This window comes from Streptomyces thermodiastaticus (genome assembly GCF_014656135.1).
In the GTDB taxonomy this organism is placed as follows: domain Bacteria; phylum Actinomycetota; class Actinomycetes; order Streptomycetales; family Streptomycetaceae; genus Streptomyces; species Streptomyces thermodiastaticus.
In genome coordinates this window covers 17,923-39,805 of the sequence record NZ_BNBV01000004.1, presented here as the reverse complement: position 1 = coordinate 39,805, position 21,883 = coordinate 17,923, and the positions used below count along the sequence as shown (strand labels likewise).

At 70.6% G+C, this 21,883-nt stretch carries 16 protein-coding genes; 2 read left to right on the top strand and 14 right to left on the bottom strand.

From position 1 onward, the window contains the following. Positions 1 to 58: 58 nt before the first annotated feature. The 12 genes from IE286_RS05455 to IE286_RS05400 all read right to left on the bottom strand — a co-directional run bounded on the left by IE286_RS05455 (position 59) and on the right by IE286_RS05400 (position 15,013). Positions 59 to 1,156: an ABC transporter ATP-binding protein gene (locus IE286_RS05455; protein ID WP_189795472.1), complete on the bottom strand. Its 1,098-nt coding sequence runs from the start codon at positions 1,154 to 1,156 to the stop codon at positions 59 to 61. Next, the gene (locus IE286_RS05450; RefSeq protein ID WP_189795471.1) at positions 1,137 to 2,123 is read right to left on the bottom strand and encodes an ABC transporter ATP-binding protein; all 987 of its coding nucleotides are present in this window, start codon (positions 2,121 to 2,123) and stop codon (positions 1,137 to 1,139) included. Before IE286_RS05450 ends, IE286_RS05455 begins: the two co-directional genes overlap by 20 nt. 9 nt (positions 2,124 to 2,132) lie before the next feature. After that, complete coding sequence (locus tag IE286_RS05445; RefSeq protein WP_189795470.1) at positions 2,133 to 3,113, bottom strand: ABC transporter permease; 981 nt, start codon at positions 3,111 to 3,113, stop codon at positions 2,133 to 2,135. Further along, positions 3,106 to 4,029, bottom strand: coding sequence for an ABC transporter permease (locus tag IE286_RS05440; protein ID WP_189795469.1), 924 nt, complete (start codon positions 4,027 to 4,029; stop codon positions 3,106 to 3,108). The genes IE286_RS05445 and IE286_RS05440 overlap by 8 nt, the downstream gene beginning before the upstream one ends. A gap of 6 nt (positions 4,030 to 4,035) precedes the next feature. Continuing rightward, complete coding sequence (locus IE286_RS05435; RefSeq protein WP_189795468.1) at positions 4,036 to 5,655, bottom strand: peptide ABC transporter substrate-binding protein; 1,620 nt, start codon at positions 5,653 to 5,655, stop codon at positions 4,036 to 4,038. 252 nt (positions 5,656 to 5,907) lie between these two features. Next, entirely contained in the window at positions 5,908 to 7,056 is a 1,149-nt protein-coding gene (locus IE286_RS05430) for an ABC transporter ATP-binding protein (protein WP_229861980.1), read from the bottom strand. Beyond that, a complete protein-coding gene (locus tag IE286_RS05425) occupies positions 7,049 to 8,107 on the bottom strand; it encodes an ABC transporter ATP-binding protein (protein ID WP_189795467.1) in 1,059 nt (352 codons plus the stop codon). The genes IE286_RS05430 and IE286_RS05425 overlap by 8 nt, the downstream gene beginning before the upstream one ends. An 11-nt stretch (positions 8,108 to 8,118) precedes the next feature. After that, the gene (locus IE286_RS05420; RefSeq protein WP_189795466.1) at positions 8,119 to 9,066 is read right to left on the bottom strand and encodes an ABC transporter permease; all 948 of its coding nucleotides are present in this window, start codon (positions 9,064 to 9,066) and stop codon (positions 8,119 to 8,121) included. After that, positions 9,059 to 9,991 carry an ABC transporter permease gene (locus IE286_RS05415; protein WP_189795465.1) on the bottom strand — a complete coding sequence of 311 codons (933 nt, stop codon included), beginning with the start codon at positions 9,989 to 9,991 and terminating at the stop codon, positions 9,059 to 9,061. The genes IE286_RS05420 and IE286_RS05415 overlap by 8 nt, the downstream gene beginning before the upstream one ends. Positions 9,992 to 10,159: 168 nt before the next feature. Then, positions 10,160 to 11,782 carry a peptide ABC transporter substrate-binding protein gene (locus IE286_RS05410; protein WP_189795464.1) on the bottom strand — a complete coding sequence of 541 codons (1,623 nt, stop codon included), beginning with the start codon at positions 11,780 to 11,782 and terminating at the stop codon, positions 10,160 to 10,162. A 747-nt stretch (positions 11,783 to 12,529) separates the two neighbouring features. Beyond that, positions 12,530 to 14,440 (bottom strand): translational GTPase TypA, encoded by a 1,911-nt coding sequence (typA, locus tag IE286_RS05405; protein ID WP_189795463.1) that lies wholly within the window; start codon positions 14,438 to 14,440, stop codon positions 12,530 to 12,532. Between the two features lie 306 nt (positions 14,441 to 14,746). Further along, complete coding sequence (locus IE286_RS05400) at positions 14,747 to 15,013, bottom strand: GntR family transcriptional regulator (RefSeq protein ID WP_189795462.1); 267 nt, start codon at positions 15,011 to 15,013, stop codon at positions 14,747 to 14,749. Between the two features lie 158 nt (positions 15,014 to 15,171). On the opposite strand from IE286_RS05400, the gene IE286_RS05395 reads away from it, so the two are divergent. Next, positions 15,172 to 15,351, top strand: coding sequence for a hypothetical protein (locus IE286_RS05395; RefSeq protein WP_189795461.1), 180 nt, complete (start codon positions 15,172 to 15,174; stop codon positions 15,349 to 15,351). A 671-nt stretch (positions 15,352 to 16,022) separates the two neighbouring features. Here IE286_RS05395 and IE286_RS05390 read toward each other — a convergent pair. Both IE286_RS05390 and IE286_RS05385 read right to left on the bottom strand, forming a co-directional pair. Then, on the bottom strand, positions 16,023 to 18,263 hold the full coding sequence (locus IE286_RS05390; RefSeq protein WP_189795460.1) for an ABC transporter family substrate-binding protein: 2,241 nt from the start codon (positions 18,261 to 18,263) through the stop codon (positions 16,023 to 16,025). A 286-nt stretch (positions 18,264 to 18,549) separates the two neighbouring features. Next, positions 18,550 to 19,785: a glycoside hydrolase family 18 protein gene (locus IE286_RS05385; RefSeq protein ID WP_189795459.1), complete on the bottom strand. Its 1,236-nt coding sequence runs from the start codon at positions 19,783 to 19,785 to the stop codon at positions 18,550 to 18,552. A 204-nt stretch (positions 19,786 to 19,989) separates the two neighbouring features. On the opposite strand from IE286_RS05385, the gene IE286_RS05380 reads away from it, so the two are divergent. After that, entirely contained in the window at positions 19,990 to 21,654 is a 1,665-nt protein-coding gene (locus IE286_RS05380) for a hypothetical protein (RefSeq protein WP_189795458.1), read from the top strand. Positions 21,655 to 21,883: the final 229 nt, after the last annotated feature.

The following is a 21,883-nucleotide window of genomic DNA, read 5'->3' as shown; positions in this document are numbered from 1 at the left end:
CCGTGTCGGCGCCCTTTCCGCGACGTTGCCCGCGCGTCAACGACGCGGCCGGCGGAGGTCATTGCGCGTTCGCCGCGCCGTGGCCGTCCGGCTCCCGGCGCGGTGCCGGCCCCGGCGGCGGCTCGCGCTCCGCGGCGAAGTGACAGGCGGAGTCGTGGGCGGCCGGTCCGCCCTCGGACCGGAACCACTCGGGCACCGCCAGCGCCGGAACCTCCACCGCGCACCGCTGCCGGGCCTTGAAGCAGCGGGTGCGGAAGCGGCAGCCGGAGGGGATCGCGGCCGGGGAGGGCACGTCACCGCTGAGCACGATCCGCTCCCGCCGCTCGCGCGCCTCGGGGTCGGGCACCGGGACCGCCGACAGCAGCGCCTGGGTGTAGGGGTGGGTGGCGTGCTCGTAGATCTCCTCATCGGTGCCCATCTCCACGATCCGCCCCAGGTACATCACCGCCACCCGGTCGGAGATGTGCCGGACGACCGACAGATCGTGGGCGATGAAGACGTAGGACAGCCCGAACTCCGCCTGGAGCCGCTCCATCAGGTTGATCACCTGCGCCTGCACCGACACGTCCAGCGCCGAGACCGGCTCGTCCGCGACGATGATCTCCGGCCGCAGGGCCAGCCCGCGGGCGATGCCGATGCGCTGCCGCTGGCCGCCGGAGAACTGGTGCGGATAGCGGTTGACGTACTCCGGGTTGAGGCCGACCACGTCCAGCAGTTCCTTCACCCTGCGGCGCCGGTCGCCCTTGGGGGCCGCCTCCGGGTGGATCTCGAAGGGCTCGCCGACGATGTCGCCCACCGTCATCCGCGGGTTCAGCGAGGTGTACGGGTCCTGGAACACCATCTGGATGTTGCGGCGGACCGCCTTGAGGGCCTTGCCGGACAGCCGGGTGATGTCCTCGCCCCGGTAGCGGATCCGTCCCGCCGTGGGCCGCTCCAGGCTGCACAGCAGCCGCGCGACGGTGGACTTGCCGCAGCCGGACTCGCCGACGATGCCCAGCGTCTCGCCCCGGCGCAGTACGAAGTCCACGCCGTCGACGGCCTTCACCGCGCCGGTCCGCTTCTTGAACAGCACGCCACTGGTGAGCGGATAGTGCTTGACCAGCCCGCGGACCTCGAGGATCGGTTCGGGAGCGGGCTCAGGCACCGGCGCTGCCATCCAGGCACTCCCTCCAGAAGTGGCAGGCGCTGCCCCGCGTCGGCGAGACCTCGTACAGCGGGGGGACGTCCGTGCGGCACACGTCCCGTGCCATCGGGCAGCGCGGGTGGAAGGCGCAGCCGGGCGGGATGCGCAGCAGGCTGGGCGGCAGACCCTTGATCGCGTACAGGTCGCGGCCCTTGCGGTCCAGGCGCGGCACGGAGTCCAGCAGTCCCCGCGTGTACGGGTGGGCCGGACGCTTGTACAGCTCGTGCACCGGCGCCTGCTCCACGATGCGCCCGGCGTACATCACCGCGATCCGGTCCGCGACGTCCGCGACGACGCCCAGGTCGTGGGTGATGAGGATCAGCCCCATGCCGTACTCGCGGCGCAGGTCCGCCAGCAGGTCCATCACCTGGGCCTGCACGGTCACGTCCAGGGCCGTGGTCGGCTCGTCGGCGATGATCAGGTCCGGTTCCAGGGCCAGCGCCATCGCGATCATGATGCGCTGGCGCATGCCGCCGGAGAACTGGTGCGGGAAGTCGCGCACCCGCTGCGCGGCGGCCGGGATCCTCACCCGCTCCATCAGCTCCACCGCCTTCGCCCGCGCCGCGCGGCGGCTCAGGCCCCGGTGCACGGTGAACATCTCGGCGAGCTGGTCGCCGACGGTCATCACCGGGTTGAGGGCGGACAGCGCGTCCTGGAAGATCATGGCGATCGCGGCGCCCCGGATCCGGCGCCGCTCCTCCTCCGGCAACGTGAGCAGGTCGCGGCCCCGGAAGAGCACCTGGCCGCCGGTGACACGGCCCGGCGGGGTGTCCAGGATGCCCATGACGGCCTGCGCGGTCACGGACTTGCCGGAGCCGGACTCGCCGAGCACGGCGAGCGTCTCGCCGGCGTCGACGGCGTAGCCGACCCCGTTGACGGCGTGCGCGACGCCCTCGCGGGTGCGGAACTCCACGTGCAGGTCGCGGACTTCGAGCAGCACGGCGTGCGGTCACCTCAGCTTCGGGTCGAGGGCGTCGCGCACCGCGTCGCCGAGCATGATGAACGCCAGCACGGTGACCGCCAGGGCCCCCGCGGGCCACAGCAGCGCGTGCGGGGCGTTGCGGACGTAGGGCGAGGCGGCGGAGATCTGGATGCCCCAGGAGACGCTGGGTGGTTTCAGTCCGACGCCGAGGTAGGACAAGGTGGCCTCCAGCGCGATGAACGTGCCCAGCGCGATGGTGGCGACCACGATCACCGGGGCGACGGCGTTGGGCGCGATGTGCCGCAGCAGGATCCGGGGGCCGGAGGCGCCCAGGGCGCGGGCGGCCTGCACGTAGTCGTGCTGTTTGGCGGTGACGACGGCCCCGCGCGCGATCCGGGAGATCTGCGGCCAGCCCAGCAGTACGAGGAACCCGACGACGGGCCAGACCGTGCTGCTGGTGACCACGGACAGCAGCACCAGGCCGCCGAGGACGACCGGGACGGCGAAGAAGACGTCCGTGATCCGCGACAGCAGCGCGTCCCAGAACCCGCCCACGTAGCCGGCGAGTCCGCCGAGGACCGAGCCGAGGACGGCGACACCGGCGGTGGCGCACACCCCGACGGTGACGGAGGCGCGGGCGCCGTGCACGGTGCGGGTGTACACGTCGCAGCCCTGCCCGTCGTAGCCGAAGGGGTGGCCGGGGCTCGGTCCGTCCTGGGCGCGGGCCAGGTCGCAGTGGAGCGGATTGCCCGGGGCGATCAGCGACGGCCACAGCGCGATGACGACCAGGAAGCAGATCACCAGGGCGGAGAGCACGAAGACCGGGTTGCGGCGCAGGTCGTGCCAGGCGTCGGACCACAGGGAGCGGGGCCGGCCGGCGGGTCGGCCCGTCTCCCCGGAGCCCACGGTGGCCGCCTCGGCCGCCGCGAGATCCATGCCGGCGCCGGTCCCGGTGCCGGCGATCGCGCGTTCGGGCTCCTGCGGCTGGGGCAGCGACGGCTCAGGCATAGCGGATCCTGGGGTCGAGGACGGCGTACAGCAGGTCCACGAGCAGATTGGCGATCAGGAACACCAGGACGAGCACGGTGACGAAGCCGACGACGGTCTGGGTGTTCTGCCGGAGGATGCCCTGGTACAGCTGGTAGCCGACGCCGTGGATGTTGAAGATGCGCTCGGTGACGATGGCGCCGCCCATCAGCGCGCCGACGTCGGTGCCGATGAAGGTGACCACGGGGATGAGCGAGTTGCGCAGCAGATGCCTGACCACGACACGGCGCCGCGGCAGGCCCTTGGCGACGGCGGTGCGCACATAGTCGGCGCGCCGGTTCTCGGCGAGCGAGGTCCGGGTCAGGCGGGTGACGTAGGCCAGGGAGACGGAGGCGAGGACCAGGCCGGGCAGGATCAGCTGGTCGAAGGTGGCCTGCGGCGGCACCGACGGTCTGATCCAGCCCCAGCGCACTCCGAGCAGCAGCTGCAGCAGCAGACCGGTGACGAAGGTTGGCACGGAGATGACGACGAGGGTGGCCAGCAGCACGGCGGTGTCCACGGGCCGGCCGCGGCGCAGCCCGGTCACCACGCCGAGCGTGACCCCGACGACGATCTCGAAGACGACGGCGACCAGGGTGAGCCGGACGGTGACGGGGAACGCCGAGGCCATCAGCTCGATCACCGGCCGGCCGTTGAACGCGGTGCCGAAGTCGCCGGTGAAGACGTTGCCCATGTAGGTCGCGTACTGCCGCCACAGCGGCTGGTCGAGGCCGAACTCCCGCTTGAGCTGGGCGGCGGTGGCGGTGTCGCAGGCGCGTTCCCCGCACAGGCCGGCGACCGGGTCGCCCATGACGTTGACCATGACGAAGAGCAGCGCGGTGGCGCCCGCGAACACCGGGATCATCTGCAGCAGGCGTCGCACGACGTACCGTCCCATGGCGGCTCAGCCCACCCTGATCTCGTCGTAGACGGGCACGCTGAACGGGTTGAGCGCGACGTCGTGCAGCCGGTCGGAGTAGCCGGCGCTGCCGTTCTGGTACCACAGCGGGATGGCGGCCATCTCGTCCCGCACGACGCGTTCGGCCTGCTGGAACAGCCGGATCGCGGTGGCCCGGTCGCGGGTGGCGTTGGCCTGGTCGACCAGCCGGTCGAAGGTCGCGTTCGACCACGTGCCGTCGTTGGAGGAGGCGTCGGTGTAGTACAGCGGCTGCAGGAAGTTCTGGATGAGCGGATAGTCCATCTGCCAGCCGGCCCGGAAGGGGCCCGTGACGCGGTGCTGGGCGATCCGGTTGCGGAAGTCGGCGAAGGTGCCCACCGGGCTGCCGACGCAGGCGTGGTCGTCGCCGAGGGCGTTGTTGATGGAGTTGCACACCGCGTCCACCCACTCCTTGTGCGAGCCGGAGTCGGCGTTGTACGTGATCCGCACCTGCCCGCCGGGCAGCCCGCCGCCCTCCTGGATGAGCCTCTTGGCCTCGGCGGGGCGGTAGGTACAGGCCCGCCCGCACAGGCCGGGCTGGTAGCCGCCGGCCTTTCCGAGGACGGGCGAGGTCCAGTCGGTGGCCGGGGTGCGGGTGCCGCGGAACAGGGTCCGGGTGATGGTCTCCCGGTCGATGGCCATGGACAGGCCGATGCGGACCTTGCGGGCGCCCTCGGTGTTCCAGGCCTTGTCCCAGAACGGGAAGGCGAGGGTCTGCAGAATGCCGGCCGGGCTGTTGATGTAGCGGCCGTCCAGGTCCTTGCGGACGTTCTTCAGCTGGGTGGCGGGGATGTCGTCGGCCAGGTCGAGGTTGCCGGCCAGCACATCGGTGTAGGCGGTGGTGCTGTCGGTGTACACCAGCAGGGTGACGCCGTCGTTGCGGGCCTTGTCCGGCCCGGGGTAGGCGTCCCACTTCCTCAGGTACATCTGGGCGCCCTTGGTGTACGACTCGATCCGGTACGGGCCGTTGCCGACCGGCTTGTCCAGCCAGGCCTTGTGGTCGGTGAAGAACATCCGCGGCAGCGGGGCGAAGGCGACGTAGCCGAGGGTGTCGGGGAAGGAGGAGAACGGCTGGCTGAGCCGGACGGTGAAGGTGCGCGGTCCGGTGACCGTCAGCCCGGAGAGGGTGTCGGCGGTCTGCCGGCCCTCGGCGGGGTGGACCTTGTCGTAGCCCTCGATGTAGCCGAAGAAGTATGCGTTCTTCTGGTGGTTCTTCAGGCTCGCGCCGTAGTTCCAGGCGTCGACGAAGCTGCGGGCGGTGACGGGTTCGCCGTTGCTGAAGCGCCAGCCGGGCTTGACGGTGATGGTGTAGGTGCGCGCGTCGGTGGTCTCGATCTTCTCGGCGAGCATGTTCTCGGCCTTGCCGGTGCGCGGGTCGTACCGCTTGAGCCCACGGAAGATCATGTCGAGCACCTTGCCGCCCTGCACCTCGTTGGTGTTGGCCGGCTCCAGCGGGTTCTGCGGATCGCCCCAGGAGGAGCTGAGCACGCTGCCGCCGGGGACGCCCGCCCCGCTGCCGCAGGCGGCCAGCGGCAGCACGGCCGCCACCGCACCGGCCGCCCACGCGACGCGCGCGGGTGCACGCATGGGCGCCTCCTCGAAAGGGTGCGGTACGGACCGGCGCGCCCGGCCCGGCCTCTGACGGCATGCCAGACACCGGCCGGCCTGCACACATATCAGCAGACGATCCGCCGGATGTCGTCGCGCCGCACCGGGAGGCAGCCCCTGGCCTCAGCCGTTCGGCCGAGCGGTCCGCTCCCGCGCACCGGTGCCGGAAAACGCCGGTTCCCGGCACCCTGGAGCGGGTGCCGGGAACCGGCGGGGCGGTGCGACGGGTGGTCAGGCCGCGTGCACGACGTCCTTCTCCTCGGCGAAGTGGCAGGCCGACTCGTGGGCCGCGGGCGAGTCCGTGCCCTTGAACCGCTCCGGCACGGCCAGCACCGGGACCTCCGTGGCGCACTTCTCCTGGGCCTTCCAGCAGCGGGTGCGGAAGCGGCAGCCCGAGGGCGGGTTGGCCGGGGAGGGCACGTCACCGGTGAGGATGATCCGCTCGCGGTGCTCGCGGGCGTCCGGGTCGGGCACCGGGACCGCCGACAGCAGCGCCTGGGTGTAGGGGTGCGTCGGGTGGTCGTAGATCTCCTCGTCGGTGCCGATCTCGGCCATCTGACCCAGGTACATCACGCCCACGCGGTCGGAGATGTGCCGGACGATCGACAGGTCGTGCGCGATGAAGATGTAGGACAGGTTGAACTCGTCCTGCAGCCGCTCCATCAGGTTGACGACCTGCGCCTGCACCGACACGTCCAGCGCGGAGACCGGCTCGTCGCAGATGATGATCTCCGGGTTCAGCGCGAGACCGCGGGCGATGCCGATGCGCTGCCGCTGACCGCCGGAGAACTGGTGCGGGTAGCGGTTGATGTACTCCGGGTTCAGGCCGACGACGTCCAGCAGCTCCTGCACCCTGCGGCGCCGGTCGCCCTTCGGGGCCACCTCCGGGTGGATGTCGAAGGGCTCACCGATGATGTCGCCGACCGTCATCCTCGGGTTCAGCGAGGTGTACGGGTCCTGGAACACCATCTGGATGTTGCGGCGCACGGCCTTCAGGGCGCGCCCGGACAGCTTGGTGATGTCCTGGCCCTTGTAGAAGATGTGGCCGGCGGTCGCCTGCTCCAGGTTCATCAGCAGCTTGGCGACGGTGGACTTGCCGCAGCCGGACTCGCCGACGATGCCCAGGGTCTCGCCCTGGTACAGGTCGAAGGAGACCCCGTCGACGGCCTTGACCGCGCCGATCTGCTTCTTGAACAGGATGCCCTGGGTCAGCGGGAAGTGCTTCTTCAAATCCCGCACCTGCAGGATCGGCTCGCCGCGCTGGACGGGCTTCTCGATCGCGGCGACCTCCTCGTCCTCGAGGCGGGCGCCGGCGCCGTCCGCCTTGGAGACGTTCACCTTGCCGACCGGCTGCTCGTCCTTCTTGCTCGGCTCAGCCATGGATCGTCTCCTTCCAGAAGTGACACGCCGCGGCGCGGCCCGGCAGTTCGGAGCCGTCGCGCTCGGTGACCGGCTCCAGCTCGGGGATCTGCGTGCGGCAGATGTCCTGGGCCTTGGGGCAGCGCGGGTTGAAGGCACAGCCGGACGGGATGCGCAGCAGGTTGGGCGGCAGGCCCTTGATGGCGAACAGCTCCTGGCCCTTGTGGTCCAGGCGCGGGATGGAGTCCAGCAGACCCCGCGTGTACGGGTGCGCCGGACGCTTGTACAGGTCGTGCACCGGGGCCTGCTCCACGATGCGGCCCGCGTACATCACCGCGATCTTGTCGGCGACGTCCGCGACGACGCCCAGGTCGTGGGTGATGAGGATCAGGCCCATGTTGTACTCGCGCTGGAGTTCCGCGAGCAGGTCCATCACCTGCGCCTGGACGGTGACGTCCAGAGCCGTGGTCGGCTCGTCGGCGATGATCAGGTCCGGTTCCAGGGCCAGCGCCATCGCGATCATGATGCGCTGGCGCATGCCGCCGGAGAACTGGTGCGGGTAGTCGTCGACGCGGGCCTTCGCGGCCGGGATCTTCACCCGGTCCATCAGCTCCACGGCCCGGGTCTTGGCCTCCTTCTTGGACAGGCCCTGGTGGACGCGGAACATCTCGCCCAGCTGGTAGCCGACGCTGAGCACCGGGTTCAGCGAGCTGAGCGCGTCCTGGAAGATCATCGAGATCCGGCGGCCGCGGATCTTGCGGCGCTCCTCGGCGGACATGGTGAGCATGTCCTGCCCGCGGAAGCGGATCTCCCCCTGCGGGATCTTCGCCGGGGGCATGTCGAGGATGCCCATGATGGCCTGCGCGGTCACGGACTTGCCGGAGCCGGACTCACCGAGCACGGCGAGCGTCTCACCGGCGTTCACGCTGTAGTTGACGCCGTTGACGGCCTTGACGACGCCGTCGCGGGTGTGGAACTCCACGTGCAGGTCCCGCACTTCCAGCAGCGGGCCCCCGTCCTCCCCGGCGTCGCGGGGCGACGGCACGGCGGAGACTTTCTGAATGGTGGTCACGTACGCCCTCCTCAGCGCGTCTTCGGGTCGAGGGCGTTGCGGACCGCCTCACCGAGCATGATGAACGCCAGCACCGTGACGCTGAGCATGATCGACGGGTACAGCATGATCCACTGCGCCACACGGATGGAGTTGCCGCCGTCGGAGATGTCGTTGCCCCACGACACACCGTTCAGGCCGAGACCGAGGAACGACAGCGTGGCCTCGGCACCGATGTAGACGCCGAGCGAGATGGTGGCGACGACGATCACCGGCGCGATCGCGTTCGGCATCACATGGCGGAACAGGATGCGGCCGGTTCCGGCACCGAGCGCCTTGGCGGCCTGCACATAGTCCGTGGACTTCACGGTGATGACCGCACCGCGCATCACACGGGCCGTCTGCGTCCAGCCGAGGAAGGCCAGGGCGGCGATGACGACCGGGATGGAGCGGTCGGTGAAGGAGTTCAGCATCACCATCGCACCGAGCAGGAACGGGATGCCCATGAACATGTCCGTCAGCCGGGACAGCACCGCGTCGACCCAGCCGCCGAAGTAGCCGGCGATCATGCCGATCACGCCGCCGAGAATGACCACCAGCACGGTGGTGCCCGCGCCGACGAGCAGCGAGGCGCGGGTGCCGTAGATGGCACGGGCGTACACGCTGCGGCCCTGGGCGTCGTAGCCCAGCCAGTCGGCCTGGAACCAGTGCCCGTAGTTCGGGTGCTGCAGGTAGTGGTTGGCCAGGTCCTTGTTGTTCGGGTCGGCGTTGGTGAACAGGCCGGGCCAGGCGGCCATCACCAGCAGCAGCAGGATCAGCACCGCGGAGACGATGAAGATCCAGTTGGAGCGCAGGTCGCGCCAGGCGTCGCCCCACAGGCTGCGGGTCTTCTCCGGCTTGTCCTCGGACACCTCGGCCCCCGCGGCCGCGGTGGTGGCGGAGGGCACCGCCTCGTCGGCGGACTTGGTCAGCTCAGGCATAACGGATCCTCGGGTCCAGGACCGCGTAGAGCAGGTCGACGATCAGGCTGCAGACGAGGTACACGAGGACCAGGATGGTGACCAGGCCGACCAGCGTGGTGCCCTCGCGACGGGTGATCGAATCGGCGATCGTGCCGCCGACACCGTGGATGTTGAAGATGCCCTCGGTGACGATGGCGCCGCCCATCAGGGCGCCGAGGTCGGTGCCGAGGAAGGTGACGACCGGGATCAGCGAGTTGCGCAGCAGGTGCACGCCCACCACCCGGCGCCGGGGCAGGCCCTTGGCGATGGCGGTGCGCATGTAGTCGGCCCGCAGGTTCTCCGCGACCGAGGTGCGGCTGAGCCGGGCGACGTAGGCCAGCGAGGCACTGGCCAGCACGATGGCCGGCAGCAGCAGCTGGTTGAAGTCGGTGGGATCGGTCACCGACGGCTCGAGCCAGCCGAGGTTGATGGCGAACACCGTCTGCAGGATGTAGCCGAGCACGAAGACCGGCACCGAGATCAGCAGCAGGGTGAAGAACAGGATCACGGTGTCGGCGGCCTTGCCCGCGCGCAGGCCGGCGACCACACCGAGGACGATGCCGATGACCGCTTCGATGACGAAGGCCAGCGAGGCCAGACGCAGCGTCACCGGGAAGGCCTCGCCCAGGATCTCGGTGACCGGGCGGCCGCTGGCGATCTGCTTGCCGAAGTCGAAGTGCAGCACGATGCCCTTCATGAAGTCCCAGTACTGGACCAGAACGGGCTTGTCGAGGCCGTACTCGTGCCGCAGCGCACGGATCACCGACGGTGTGGTCGCCTTGTCGCCGAACAGTCCGCGCACGGGGTCGCCGGGCAGGGCGTAGACCATCAGGAAGATGAGCAGGGTTGTCCCGATGAAGACCGGGATCATCTGGAGCAGTCGTCGTGCGACATAGCGCCCCATGGTGCCTCCATGTCAATCACAGCGGCAGGCCCTTTTCGCCGCGCACGAGCCGGATCCCCGACGGGTGTCCGTGCGTACGCGGCGAAAAGGGCCCCCCGGCCGATCGGCCGACGCCGTGCCGCACCCCTCCCCGGAGTGCGGCACGGCACACGCTGTCGTTGTCAGCGGTTACTTCTTGACCTCAACGCCGGTCACGATCGGGTCACCCGACTGGTCGTACTTGACGTTGGTGACCTTCTCCGAGTAGCCCGCGTTGACCTTGTAGTACCAGAGCGGGATGCTCGGCATGTACTTCGGCAGCTCCTTCTCGACCTGCTGGTACAGCTTCTCCGACTCCTCCAGCGTCTTGGCCGAGTCGGCCTTGGCGATCAGGTCGTCGATCTCCTTGCTGGAGAAGCCGCCCTGGTTGCCGTCGGCCTTGGAGCCGAACAGGTCGCGGATGAAGTTGGAGATGAACGGGTAGTCGAGCACCCAGCCGGAGCGGTACAGGGACTTCACCTGGTGCGCGTCGCGCGCGTTGGTGTCGGCCTGGAAGTCCGCCTTGGAGTCACCGGTGCACTGCACGCCGGTGGCCTTGGTGATGGAGCCGCAGACCGCCTCCACCCACTCCTTGTGACCGCCGTCCGCGTTGTACTGGATGGAGATCTTGTTGCCCGGGACGCCGCCGCCCTCCTTGATGAGCTGCTTGGCCTTGGCCGGGTCGTACTTGGTGATGTCGCCGGCGGCGTTGGGCTGGTAGCCCATGACGCCCTTGGCGACCCAGCCGGTGGCGGGCTCGCGGGTGCCCTGGAGCACGGTCTTGGTGATGGTGTCGCGGTCGATCGCCATCGACAGGCCCTGCAGGACCTTCGGGTTGATGTTCTTCCACTGCTTGGTGTAGAAGGCCACCGCGATGGTCTGGATCGCCGAGTACGGCTGGTCCACGGCGCGGTCGCCGAGGTCCTGCTTGTACACGGGCAGGTCACGCGGGGCGACCTGGCGCATCACGTCGAGGTTGCCGGACTTCAGGTCCTGGTAGGCGGTCTCGAGCTTGGCGTAGTTCTTGAAGATCACACCGCCGTTCTTGGCGGGGTTCGGGCCCTTGTAGCCGTCGAACCTGGCGACCTCGATCGACTGCTTGTGCTGCCAGCTGACGAACTTGTAGGGGCCGTTGCCGATCGGGTGCTCGCCGGCGGCCGCGGGGTCCTTGTAGAAGGACTCGGGCAGCGGGTCGAAGACCTCGTAGCCCAGCTTGTAGATGAAGTACGGGATCGGCTTGGACAGCGTGATGGTGAAGGTGTTGTCGTCGATCACCTTCAGGCCGGACATCGTGTCCGACTTCGGCTTGCCGCTGGCCGGGGCGACATCGTCATAGCCCTGGATGTCGGCGAACCAGGCGCTGTTGGTCTGCTTGTGCTCCGGGTTGGCCGCCCAGTTCCACGCCTTGACGTAAGAATTCGCGGTGACAGGGGTGCCGTCGTGGAACTTCCAGCCCGGCTTCAGCTTGACCGTGAAGGTCTTGTTGTCCTTGGTGTCGATCGACTGGGCGTTGACCATGACGATCTTGCCGTTGCTGTCGTAATCGACGAGCCCGGAGAACAGGGCCTTGATGACGATGCTTCCGTTGGACTCCATGGTGTTCGCCGGCTGCAGCGGGTTCTGCGGCTCCCCCACCTCGACCGAGAACTTGCCGTTCGGGTCGATCGCGGCCTTGCTGTCCCCGCCCTTGTCGCCACCGCCACCACAGGCCGTCGCGCCCAGCGCCACAACAGCGGCTATCGCAACCCACTTGGCGCTCTTGGCACCACGCATGGGGCTCCTCCTCATGAGTCCAATGGTTCACCGCATGGAGAGACACACGACCATCACCGTCAACCGGCGCCTGAAATGGTCAGGTGTCCCCCCGCGCTCGTGAGTCGGCGCCGACGGCGGCGTGACCCTTTGATCCGAGCATCTACGCGCCTAACTATCTGCCATCCGAACCAGACCAAACCACACCTTCAAGGTCTCGGTTCGATCACACCTGCCGCATACTTCTTCCAAAATCCGGACAAAGGGTTTGGTGAAAGATCCCTGCGAAACGGACTTGTTACACGAGTATCGGCGCATGGTGTCCGGATAGCGGACACACGGGCGTGAATAACCGGTTGCGGAATACGGCAGGGCGGCATTACCGGTACCGGATGCCCGCGAACCGGCCGTCCACGGCACCGGACACACCGGCACGAGCGCCCGGTCAGCCGCAGATTTCGGTCACTGTAGCAACGGCTCGGCCCCGCGCAGCGGTCTTGACCCTGTCTCGACGCCGCGTTGTAGGGAAAACCCTCTACGGCCCTGTCATCGCGGCCCGTTGAGCAGCGGGCATACCCCGCATCCGGCCCGCGGCACCACCCCCGCGCACAGGAGCGCCGGCAGCGCACCCCGGGTCCGCTTCTCCGCCCGCGCCACACCACGGCACGGATGCGCCCCGGTGTGCGCGAGGGCCTGCCCGGCGGATGCCGGACAGGCCCTCGTTCGGTGGTGTGTGCGGTACGGCCGTGCGGCCGCACCGGGTGCGGATCAGCTGCTGTGCTTGGCCCTGGCCGCCGCACGGGCGCGCTCACGCTGGTCGAGCACGACCTTGCGGATGCGAACGGCCTCCGGGGTCACCTCGACGCACTCGTCGTCCCGGCAGAACTCCAGGGACTGCTCCAGGGACAGCTTGCGCGGCGGCACGATCGACTCGGCGATGTCGGCGGTCGAGGACCGCATGTTGGTGAGCTTCTTCTCCTTGGTGATGTTGACGTCCATGTCGTCGGAGCGGGAGTTCTCGCCGACGATCATGCCCTCGTACACCTCGGTGCCCGGCTCCACGAACAGCACGCCGCGCTCCTGCAGGTTGGTCATCGCGAACGCGGTGACCACACCGGCGCGGTCGGCGACCAGGGAGCCGTTGTTGCGGGTCTGCAGCGGGCCGGCCCACGGCTCGAAGCCCTCATGGATGGAGTGCGCGATGCCCGTGCCGCGGGTCTGGGTGAGGAACTCGGTGCGGAAGCCGATCAGGCCGCGGGAGGGCACGACCCACTCCATGCGGACCCAGCCGGAGCCGTGGTTGGACATGTTGTCCATGCGGCCCTTGCGCACGCCCATCAGCTGGGTGACCGCGCCCATGTGCTCCTCGGGCACGTCGATGGTCATGCGCTCCACCGGCTCGTACGTCTTGCCGTCGATCTCCTTGGTGACGACCTGCGGCTTGCCGACGGTCAGCTCGTAGCCCTCGCGGCGCATCGTCTCCACCAGGATCGCCAGGGCCAGCTCGCCGCGGCCCTGCACCTCCCAGGCGTCGGGACGGTCGGTGTCGAGCACCCGCAGGGAGACGTTGCCGATCAGCTCGCGGTCCAGGCGGTCCTTGACCTGGCGGGCGGTGACCTTGCGGTCCTTGACGGCCGTCCTCTTGTCGGCGCCCTTGCCGGTGGCGCCCTTGCCGACCAGCGGGGAGGTGTTGGTGCCGATCACCATGGAGATCGCCGGCTCGTCCACCTTGATCAGCGGCAGCGCGACCGGGTTGTCCGGGTCGGCCAGCGTCTCACCGATCATGATGTCCGGGATGCCGGCGACGGCGCAGATGTCGCCCGGACCGGCCTTCTCGGCGGGCTTGCGGGTGAGCGCCTCGGTCATCATCAGCTCGGAGATCCGCACGTTCTGCACGGAGCCGTCCCGCTTGATCCACGCCACCGTCTGGCCCTTGCGCAGCTCGCCCTGCTCCACGCGCAGCAGCGCGATACGGCCGAGGAAGTTGTCCGCGTCCAGGTTGGTGACGTGGGCCTGCAGCGGGGCGTCCTCGTCGTAGGTGGGGGCCGGGATGTGCTCCAGGATGGTGGAGAAGAACGGCTCCAGGCTGTCGGAGTCGGCCGGGACCGTGCCGTTCTCCGGCTTGGTCAGCGAGGCGATGCCGTCGCGGCCGCAGGCGTAGACGATCGGGAACTCGATCTGCTCCTCGTCGGCGTCCAGGTCCAGGAACAGGTCGTAGGTCTCGTCGACGACCTCGTCGATCCGGGCGTCGGGACGGTCCGTCTTGTTGATGCACAGGATGACGGGCAGGCGGGCCTGCAGCGCCTTGCGCAGCACGAAACGGGTCTGCGGCAGCGGGCCCTCGGAGGCGTCCACCAGCAGCACCACGCCGTCGACCATCGACAGACCGCGCTCGACCTCACCGCCGAAGTCGGCGTGGCCGGGGGTGTCGATGATGTTGATGGTGATGGGCTCCCCGCCGTCCTTGGGGTGGTACTTCACCGCCGTGTTCTTGGCGAGGATCGTGATGCCCTTCTCACGCTCCAGGTCGTTGGAGTCCATGACCCGGTCGTCGACCTGGTCCAGCTGGTGCGCGGCGAAGGCGCCGGCCTGCTTCAGCATGGCGTCGACGATGGTGGTCTTGCCGTGGTCGACGTGGGCGACGATGGCGACGTTGCGGATGTCGTGGCGCGTGGCCATAGAAGGCGTACTCCCGGAGTGAGCGATCGGCTGCGCGTACGTCCTCGCTTACGCGCGCCCTGCCGGGCTGAACACGCCACGGCCTCACCCCATGGTACGGCGCCCCGGCCACCGGGCCCGTCCGGGTGGCGTCCGCGCAGGCCGGAAGCGGCCGCATGGGCCTCCGCGACCGCTTCCTCAGGCCGTGGGGGTACCTGAGATTCGTCCGGTGGTCGGTCGGCGATGAAACGACCAGGCCCCGCTCAAGTGACCACCCTGCCCCTGTTCGGCCACTCGGCCGACGGGGGGCGCCTTTCGCGTCGCGTTTCAGCCCTCGTCCGCTGACCGTTCCACAACGAACGTGCCGCGGGCGGGGAGCGTAACGACCAGGCCGCGGTCCCGGAGTTCTCGGACCGCACGGCGGGCGGTCAGGTAGGCGACGCCGTATATCTCCGCAAGGTCCCGTTCCGCCGGCAGCATCGCGCCGGGCGCAAGGATGCCAGACCTGATCTGCTCGGCGATGTCGTCTGCCACCTGTACATAGACGTACACGGGCCGCGCGGGATTGATCCGGCCGCTCCGGTCTCTGTCCATACACCCGAGCATGTGGCCGAGCACGGCCGCGTGCAGACCTGGGATGCTGCATATAGCTGCACATAGCGGTGTATAGCAGTAACTTGCCGAGTAAGTACCCCCGCGGCCGCGCGACCGGCCCGGGGGCGTGGCCACCGCTACAAGGGGAGCGACGACCCATGGATCGTAAAGCACCAGCCCAGAGGCCGACCCCGGCCGCGCCCGGGTGCGCCGAGTGCGTACGCCTCGACAACCAGCGCCGGGCCGCCGAGCTCGACGGCGACCTGTCCCGCGCCGTCGACTGCCGCGTGCTGCTGCGCCGGCACCGCGCCGCCGCACACCCGGGCGGCGAGCAGTGACCGCGCCGGCCGCCAACGGCGGCGAGCAGGTGAGCGACGGCACCGTATTCGGGCAGTGGTGCTCATGGCACCACGGCGCCGCACTGTCCCGCCCCGTCGCGATGATCGAGCGCGGGCCCGGAGCGGGCGGCACCCTGTACGCGTGCCGGCCGTGCCGGATCAAACACGGCTTCGACTCGATCCCGACGTTCATGGCGAGGGCCGCCCTGTTCAATCACCTGAGGGGTACCGACGACACGCCGCCGTGCCCGTCATGCAGCCGGTACGAGCGATGCCCGGAGGGTGACGCCCTGTGGGCCGAGCTCCGCCGCCAGCGGAGGGCCGACCAGCGGACCGACCAGTGACCGACCGCCGCCACGCCACGCAGGAACCCGACCCACCCCGGTTGACGATGCGCGTTACCCGCATCCGTGACGGCCGCGTGATCGAGCGGGGCGAAGAGATACGGATCATGGCCGACGCCAGCCTCGAGCCGCTGCACACGTCGGCGTGGCCGCCGTGCCAGTGTCCGCGGCACCGAGGCCGCAACCGCGGGTAGACCCGCGCACGGCCGCGCCGCCGACCGCGCCGAGCGCGACGAGGGCCCGCCCCAATCCCGGGGGCGGGCCTCTTTGCTGGTCAGGCGACCGGCCCGACGCGTGCCCCTATACATGCACTGTCGTGTGTGAACGCTACGACGACGTCGACGGCGCCGGCGCCGGCTGCGCCCCCTTCTTCAGGAAGCCCATGTCCTCCCAGACGGGCGTCTGGAAACCGAAGGCGCCCACATTGGCCAGGGTGCTGCGGGTGGCCACCAGCTGGGGCCGCTGGTAGAGGGGGATGGACCCGGCGACCGCCCAGATCCGGGCGTCGGCCTTGCGGATCAGCTCCCGCTCCTTCTCCTCGTCGAGCGTGGACAGGGCCTGGTCGAAGAGCTGGTCGACCTGGTCGGTGCCGACCCGGGTGTAGTTCTGCTGGACGCTGAGCGAGCCGTCGGCGGCCGGCACCGGCTTGGCGTAGACGGGACGGGCGTCGGTGGCCGGGTAGGCGGTGGCGGGCCAGGAGTACAGCGCCAGGTCGTACTGGCCGGCCGCGATGTGGTCCCGGAAGTAGCTCGTGTCGGGCACCTTGGTGATCTGGGTGCCGATGCCGACCTGGTCGAGCATGACCCTGATCCGGTCGGCGACCTTCTCCAGGGTCTGCGAGCCGGGCCCGGAGGGCAGCACGAACCGCAGCGTCAGCGGCTTGCCGTCCTTGGCCAGCCGCCCGGTGCCGGCCGGCGCCGCGGTGCCCTTCGGGGCGTACGCCCCGGGCGCGCCGCCCTGCGTGTAGCTCCGGCCGTCCTGGCCGAACTGCTGGGGGTGGGCGTCCCGCGCCCCGTCCTGCCCCTGGTGTTCCTCTCCCCGCTGTCCCTTGTGGCCGTCGCCGGCCGCCCGGTCTCCGGGCCGGGTCAGCCCCTTGCCGTCCCCGTCGTGCCGCACCTCGTCGTCCCGGCCCACGACGTAGGTGCCGTCGCCGCTCGGGGTGGCCGTCGCCGGCCGGCCCTCAGGACCGGCGGCCTTGTCGCCCTTCTTCTGCCCGCTGGCCGTGCCCTGCGTCCAGCCGGCGTCCGAGAGCAGCGCCTTGGCCCGCGCGGTGTCCTGCCCGCCGAGGGCGTCGCTGTTGTCGGCGTAGGCGTCCTGCCCGGACAGGGCGAGGTGGCTGCCGACCGGCTGCGCGGGCAGGCCGAGCGGTTTCAGCGCGACCTCGGCCAGTTCCTTGCGGTCGATCGCGTGGGCGACCGCGTGCCGGACGCGTTCGTCGGCGAGGGGTCCGCTCGCGCCGTTGAGGGCGAGCTGGGTGTAGGCGGGCTCCAGGGACTTGTGCAGGGTGAAGCCGCGCAGGCTCTGCTGCTGCCGGAGATAGGTGCTCAGCTGGTCCCGGCCTTCCTGCACCGCCTGCCGTTCGGCCGCCGCGGCCTGCTGGTCGGAGCCGTGCCGCACCGCCCACGAGCGCAGCGCCTGCGCGGCGGCACCGCCGTCGGGCAGAGCGAGCAGCGCGGAGCTGCCGGGAGGCCCGGCGGTCAGGGTGAGCTTCTGCAGGTCGGCGGGGTCGAGCTCGGCCACGTCCACCGTGCCGTCGGCGAGCGCGGCGGCACGTTTGTCGCGCGGCACCTCATGCAGCACGATCTGGTCCAGTTTGGCGCGGTGGCCCCACCAGCGCGGATTGCGGACAAGGACGACGTCCTTGCTCTGGGCGTCGACCTTCTGCACGGTGAACGGCCCGGCGCTGACCTTCAGCTCCTTGCGGGCGCCGTCGTTGAACGCGGAGGCGCTGCCCGTGACCTCCTTCGGGTACAGCGGGGAGAACAGCGACTTCCAGTCGGCGTAGGGGCGGGCGAAGGTGACCCGCACCTCCTGGGCGTTCTTGCCCTGCTCCACCTTCTCGATGCGGTCGTAGCCGGCGTTGCGGGCGGTCCAGTAGGCGGCGTCCTTGCCGGACAGGGCGCGCCACTGCGCGGCGAAGTCGTCGGCGCCGATCGCCCGGCCGTTGCTCCACACGGCCTGCTGGTTGAGCCGGTAGACCACGACCTGCTTCGGCTCGGTGTCCGTCACCTTGGCGTCGTCGAGGTAGTCGGCCACCCGCTGCGGCCGCCCGGCGGCGTCCATGCGGAACATGGCCGGCAGCACGGCCTGCGCGACCCGGGTGGTGCCGGCGTCGGCACCGGCCTGGTAGGCGTTCAGGGTCTGCGGCAGGGCGTCCACGGCCCAGCGCAGCGTGCCTCCGTCGGCCACCTGCGCCCGGCCGGCCGCCGCGATGTCCTGAGGAGCCAGCGGCTTGCTGCCCTCGTCGTCGGAGCCGCAGCCGGCCAGCCAGGGCACCGTGAGCACGCCCGCGGCCAGGAAGGCGATGGAGCGCAGGACCGCGCGCGACCCGACACCGTCGTACGACATCTGTGCAACCTCCGAGGAGCCGGTCCCGCCGGTGGGCAGGGCAGGCGACGCGGGCAGAGACATACGGGAGCTATGTCAACTTTCAGCGGTATGTGGCGGTGATTTGGCGCTGATCAGATCTACGGCCAGATCTACGGCCCCACTGAAGAGGACAGGCTCCGCCGCCCCGAGGCGACACGGCGGCGCGGGGCGCGAAGGTCACCCGCGTGGAGCAATGGGCCCGGGGCCGGCGCGGAGGCGCAGGGGGAGGCGACGTCCGGCCGGACGCGGGACGTGCACCGCACGGTCACGCGGCGTGCACCCATCCCTCCCGGTACGCCTCCCAGTCCTCCTCCGTGGCGGCGAAATCCACGTAGAGGGCGACCCCGAACCGGGCCCGCTCCCGGTCCGTCCGGGACAGCCCGAGCCGCACGCCGCGCACCGCGGCCGGCACCGTCTCGGCGTGCGCCCAGTGCCCGAACCGGTTCTCGTGGAAGAAGGGCAGCCCCATCAGCAGGTCGGTGCCGGCCGGGGTGACCTCCAGGGCGAGCGAGGTCTGCTGGGCGACGTACCCGCCGTACAGGCCGGACAGCGGCTGCATGGTGTCGTACGACATCACCGCGATCTGGTCCACGCGCCGGGCCACCTCGCCGAAGTACGCCTGCGACCACCACTTGGGGTGGTTCGTGAGCGTCTTCCACAGGGAGTGGAACTTTGGCAGCGGGTCGATCTGGTGCGCGGCGACCGACAGCAGCGCATGGTGCCCGCGGGTCACGGCGTGCAGCGCGTCCAGCAGACCGAGGTAGTTCCGGTCGCCCGAGTGCAGCGGCTCCAGGTCGACGTGGACGCCGTCGAACCCCGCGTCCAGCACCGCCCGGCCCGACGCGACCACCGCGGCACGCGTCGCCGCCCGCTCCAGGTGCAGCCCGTCCGGGCTCTCCGTGGCCAGCACGTCACCGAGCCAGGCCTGCACCCTGACCCCGGGCAGCTCCCGGTGCACGGCGCCGACCAGCCAGGCGGCCTTGCGGTAGGCCGTGCGCGGCAGCGTGCCGTCGTGCTCCAGCGGCCCGGCGTGCACATACAGGTCACGGATCCCGGTACCGCGCAGCCGCCGGGACAGGGCGGCGACATCGGCGTCGGTCTTCCGCCCGTCCACCCAGGCATGCCCGAGCCACAGCGCGTCCCGGCCCCGGGTGTACGTCCCGTCGGCCGGCTCACCGGCGTAGTTCAGCCGCAGCGCGGCCTCGGCGGCGAGCAGGGGCAGGAGGACGAGGAGCGGGAGGGCGAGGGCGAGGGCCAGGACGAGGCGGCGGATGCGGCGAGGGAGGCGGGGTGGGCTCGGGTGGCCGGCCATGGCTGGTGCGGAGCCGCCGACGGGCGACGGGGCGTCAGTGGCCGTCGCGGCCTGCACTGCCGCCGACACATCACCGTTCTCGTGACCCACGGCACCGGTGCCCTTGTCCGGCGCATGCTCCGCGTCACCACTTTCCCGTCCCGACGCATGCTCCGCCCTGCCGCTCCCCTGCCCCGAGCTGCGCTCCATGCCCTTTCTCCCCTCCCGCGTGACCGCGCCCGGGCCGCCCCACCGCTGACGCAGCCCCGCTCGCACGTTCGACGGGGCGGCCCTACGCTCCCGAATGTGACGGCATCCCCTCCCCGGCCCATCCGGGCGCGGCGCGCGGCCTCGCGGTGGCCCGCGCGAGCGACGCATGCCCTGCTGGGTGGCACGGTGGGAATCGTGTGGCTGGTGTTCCCCACAACGACGGCCGCCGACGCCTCCGCGGTTGCAGCGCCCCGTGCCGGGCCGGTGGCTCCCGCCGCCGCACCGCAGCAGGACGGCACGTCGGCCGACGACCTCGTCCTGCCGCTCATCGCGGTGGTCACGGCGGGCGCCCTCGCGGGTTACGGATACCTGCGGCGCACCCGCCGCGCCCGGACCCGGACGACGCCCGGCGGCGGAGAGCGGGACGGCGCCGGAGAGCGGGACGGCGGCGACGGTGCCAGGCACCGAGGCCCGCGCAACGGGTCGGACGGCCGGACCGGTACACGCGGGACTGACGCATGCGGGCCTTATGCACGCAGGCCGAGCGCCGCAACCACCCCGAGCGCCTCGGCCGGCTTCGGGGGCCCGTTCCGCCCCGTCGGAACCCCGGCCCGGCACCTGCCGTCCGCCGCGCTCGAAGCGCAGGTCTGCGAGGCGCTGGTCCTGGCCGACGACTGTCTCCGCACCTCCCGGGAGGAGCTGGTCTTCGCCCAGGCACGGTCCGGAGCCGAGGCCTGCGCACCCTTCGCCCGCGCGGTGCACCAGGCCGAAGCACAACTGACGGCCGCCTTCCGGCTGCGGCAACGCTACGACGAGGGCGTCCCCCACCCCGCGGACGGCCGGGCAAGGCAGCAGGCGCTGGCCGAGATGAAGGCACGGTGCGAGGAGACGTGGCGGCTGCTGGACGCGACGGCGGCGGAGTTCGACGCGGTGCGCGGCCTGGACGGGGAGCAGGGCCTGACCGAGGCACTCACGCTCGTGGAACGACGACTGCACGACCTCTCGGTCCGCGCGCCGACGACGGAGACGGTCATGGCAGGCCTGCACGGGCGTTACGCGTCCACCGCCTGCGAACCGGTCCTGGGCTACGTGGAACAAGCAAGGAGCCGGCTGGCGTTCGCAACGGCCCGCCTCGACCGGGCACGCCGGGCTGCCGACGGGGGCGTCAGGAGCCATGCCGCCGCGGAACTGCGCGCCACGGAGGCCGGGGTGGCCCAGGCAGCGGTGTTCCTCGATGCCGTCTCACGCTTCGCCGCCGAACTGGACGAGGCGACAACGTTGGTGGCGCCCGCGCTGAGCGGTGCGGAAGCGGCCAGGGCAGGGGCGAAGGATGGGCTGACAGGGGTCCCCGCCGGCGAGGTGCACGCCAGGATCTTGCACGCCGACGCCGTTCTGATGTCACTGCGACGGGAGTTGACGTCCGCACGCCCTTACGACCCGCTGGCCGTCCTGCGCCGGATCGTGGCGGCGACGGCACCGCTGGGCGCGGGACGCACGGGGGTCCTGTCCGCCGCGGCCTTGCTCACCGCCCGCAGTGCCGTAGCCGCCGCGGACGCCTTCACCACCACCCACCGAGGCAGCGTGGGTGCCACGCCCCGTGTCCGCCTCGCCGAGGCCCGGCATCTGCTGGCCGCCCAGGATCCGGCCGCACTGCCCCGCGCCGACACCCTGGCACGCACCGCCCGCGACCTCGCCGAACAGGACGTCCGTAGTCACGGCAACCCGTACGCGGAGACGGACACACACGCCCCCGGCACCGCGAGCGCCATTCGCGGCGGCATCCTCCTGCCGAACGGCTCATCCACCGGGACAGCCCTGGCCTATGGCGGCCTGGGCACGCGCATGAGGCGTACTGCGCAGGTCCGTTGACGACCGGCTGGACCACTGCCCTCAGGAGTGGCGCATTGGTCACCACCGTTCTCCGCCACCCTCTGCGGACAGACAACTGACCCCGCCTGCATGGTGAACACCGGCCGCGCCACCAGCCGTGCGTCTGACCTTTGTCGAACAGCACCGCACGAGACCACCGGAGCCTCGACACGGTCAGCGGAGTGCATCTCACGCCCACGAGCAGCACCCGACATGGGAGACAGAAGCG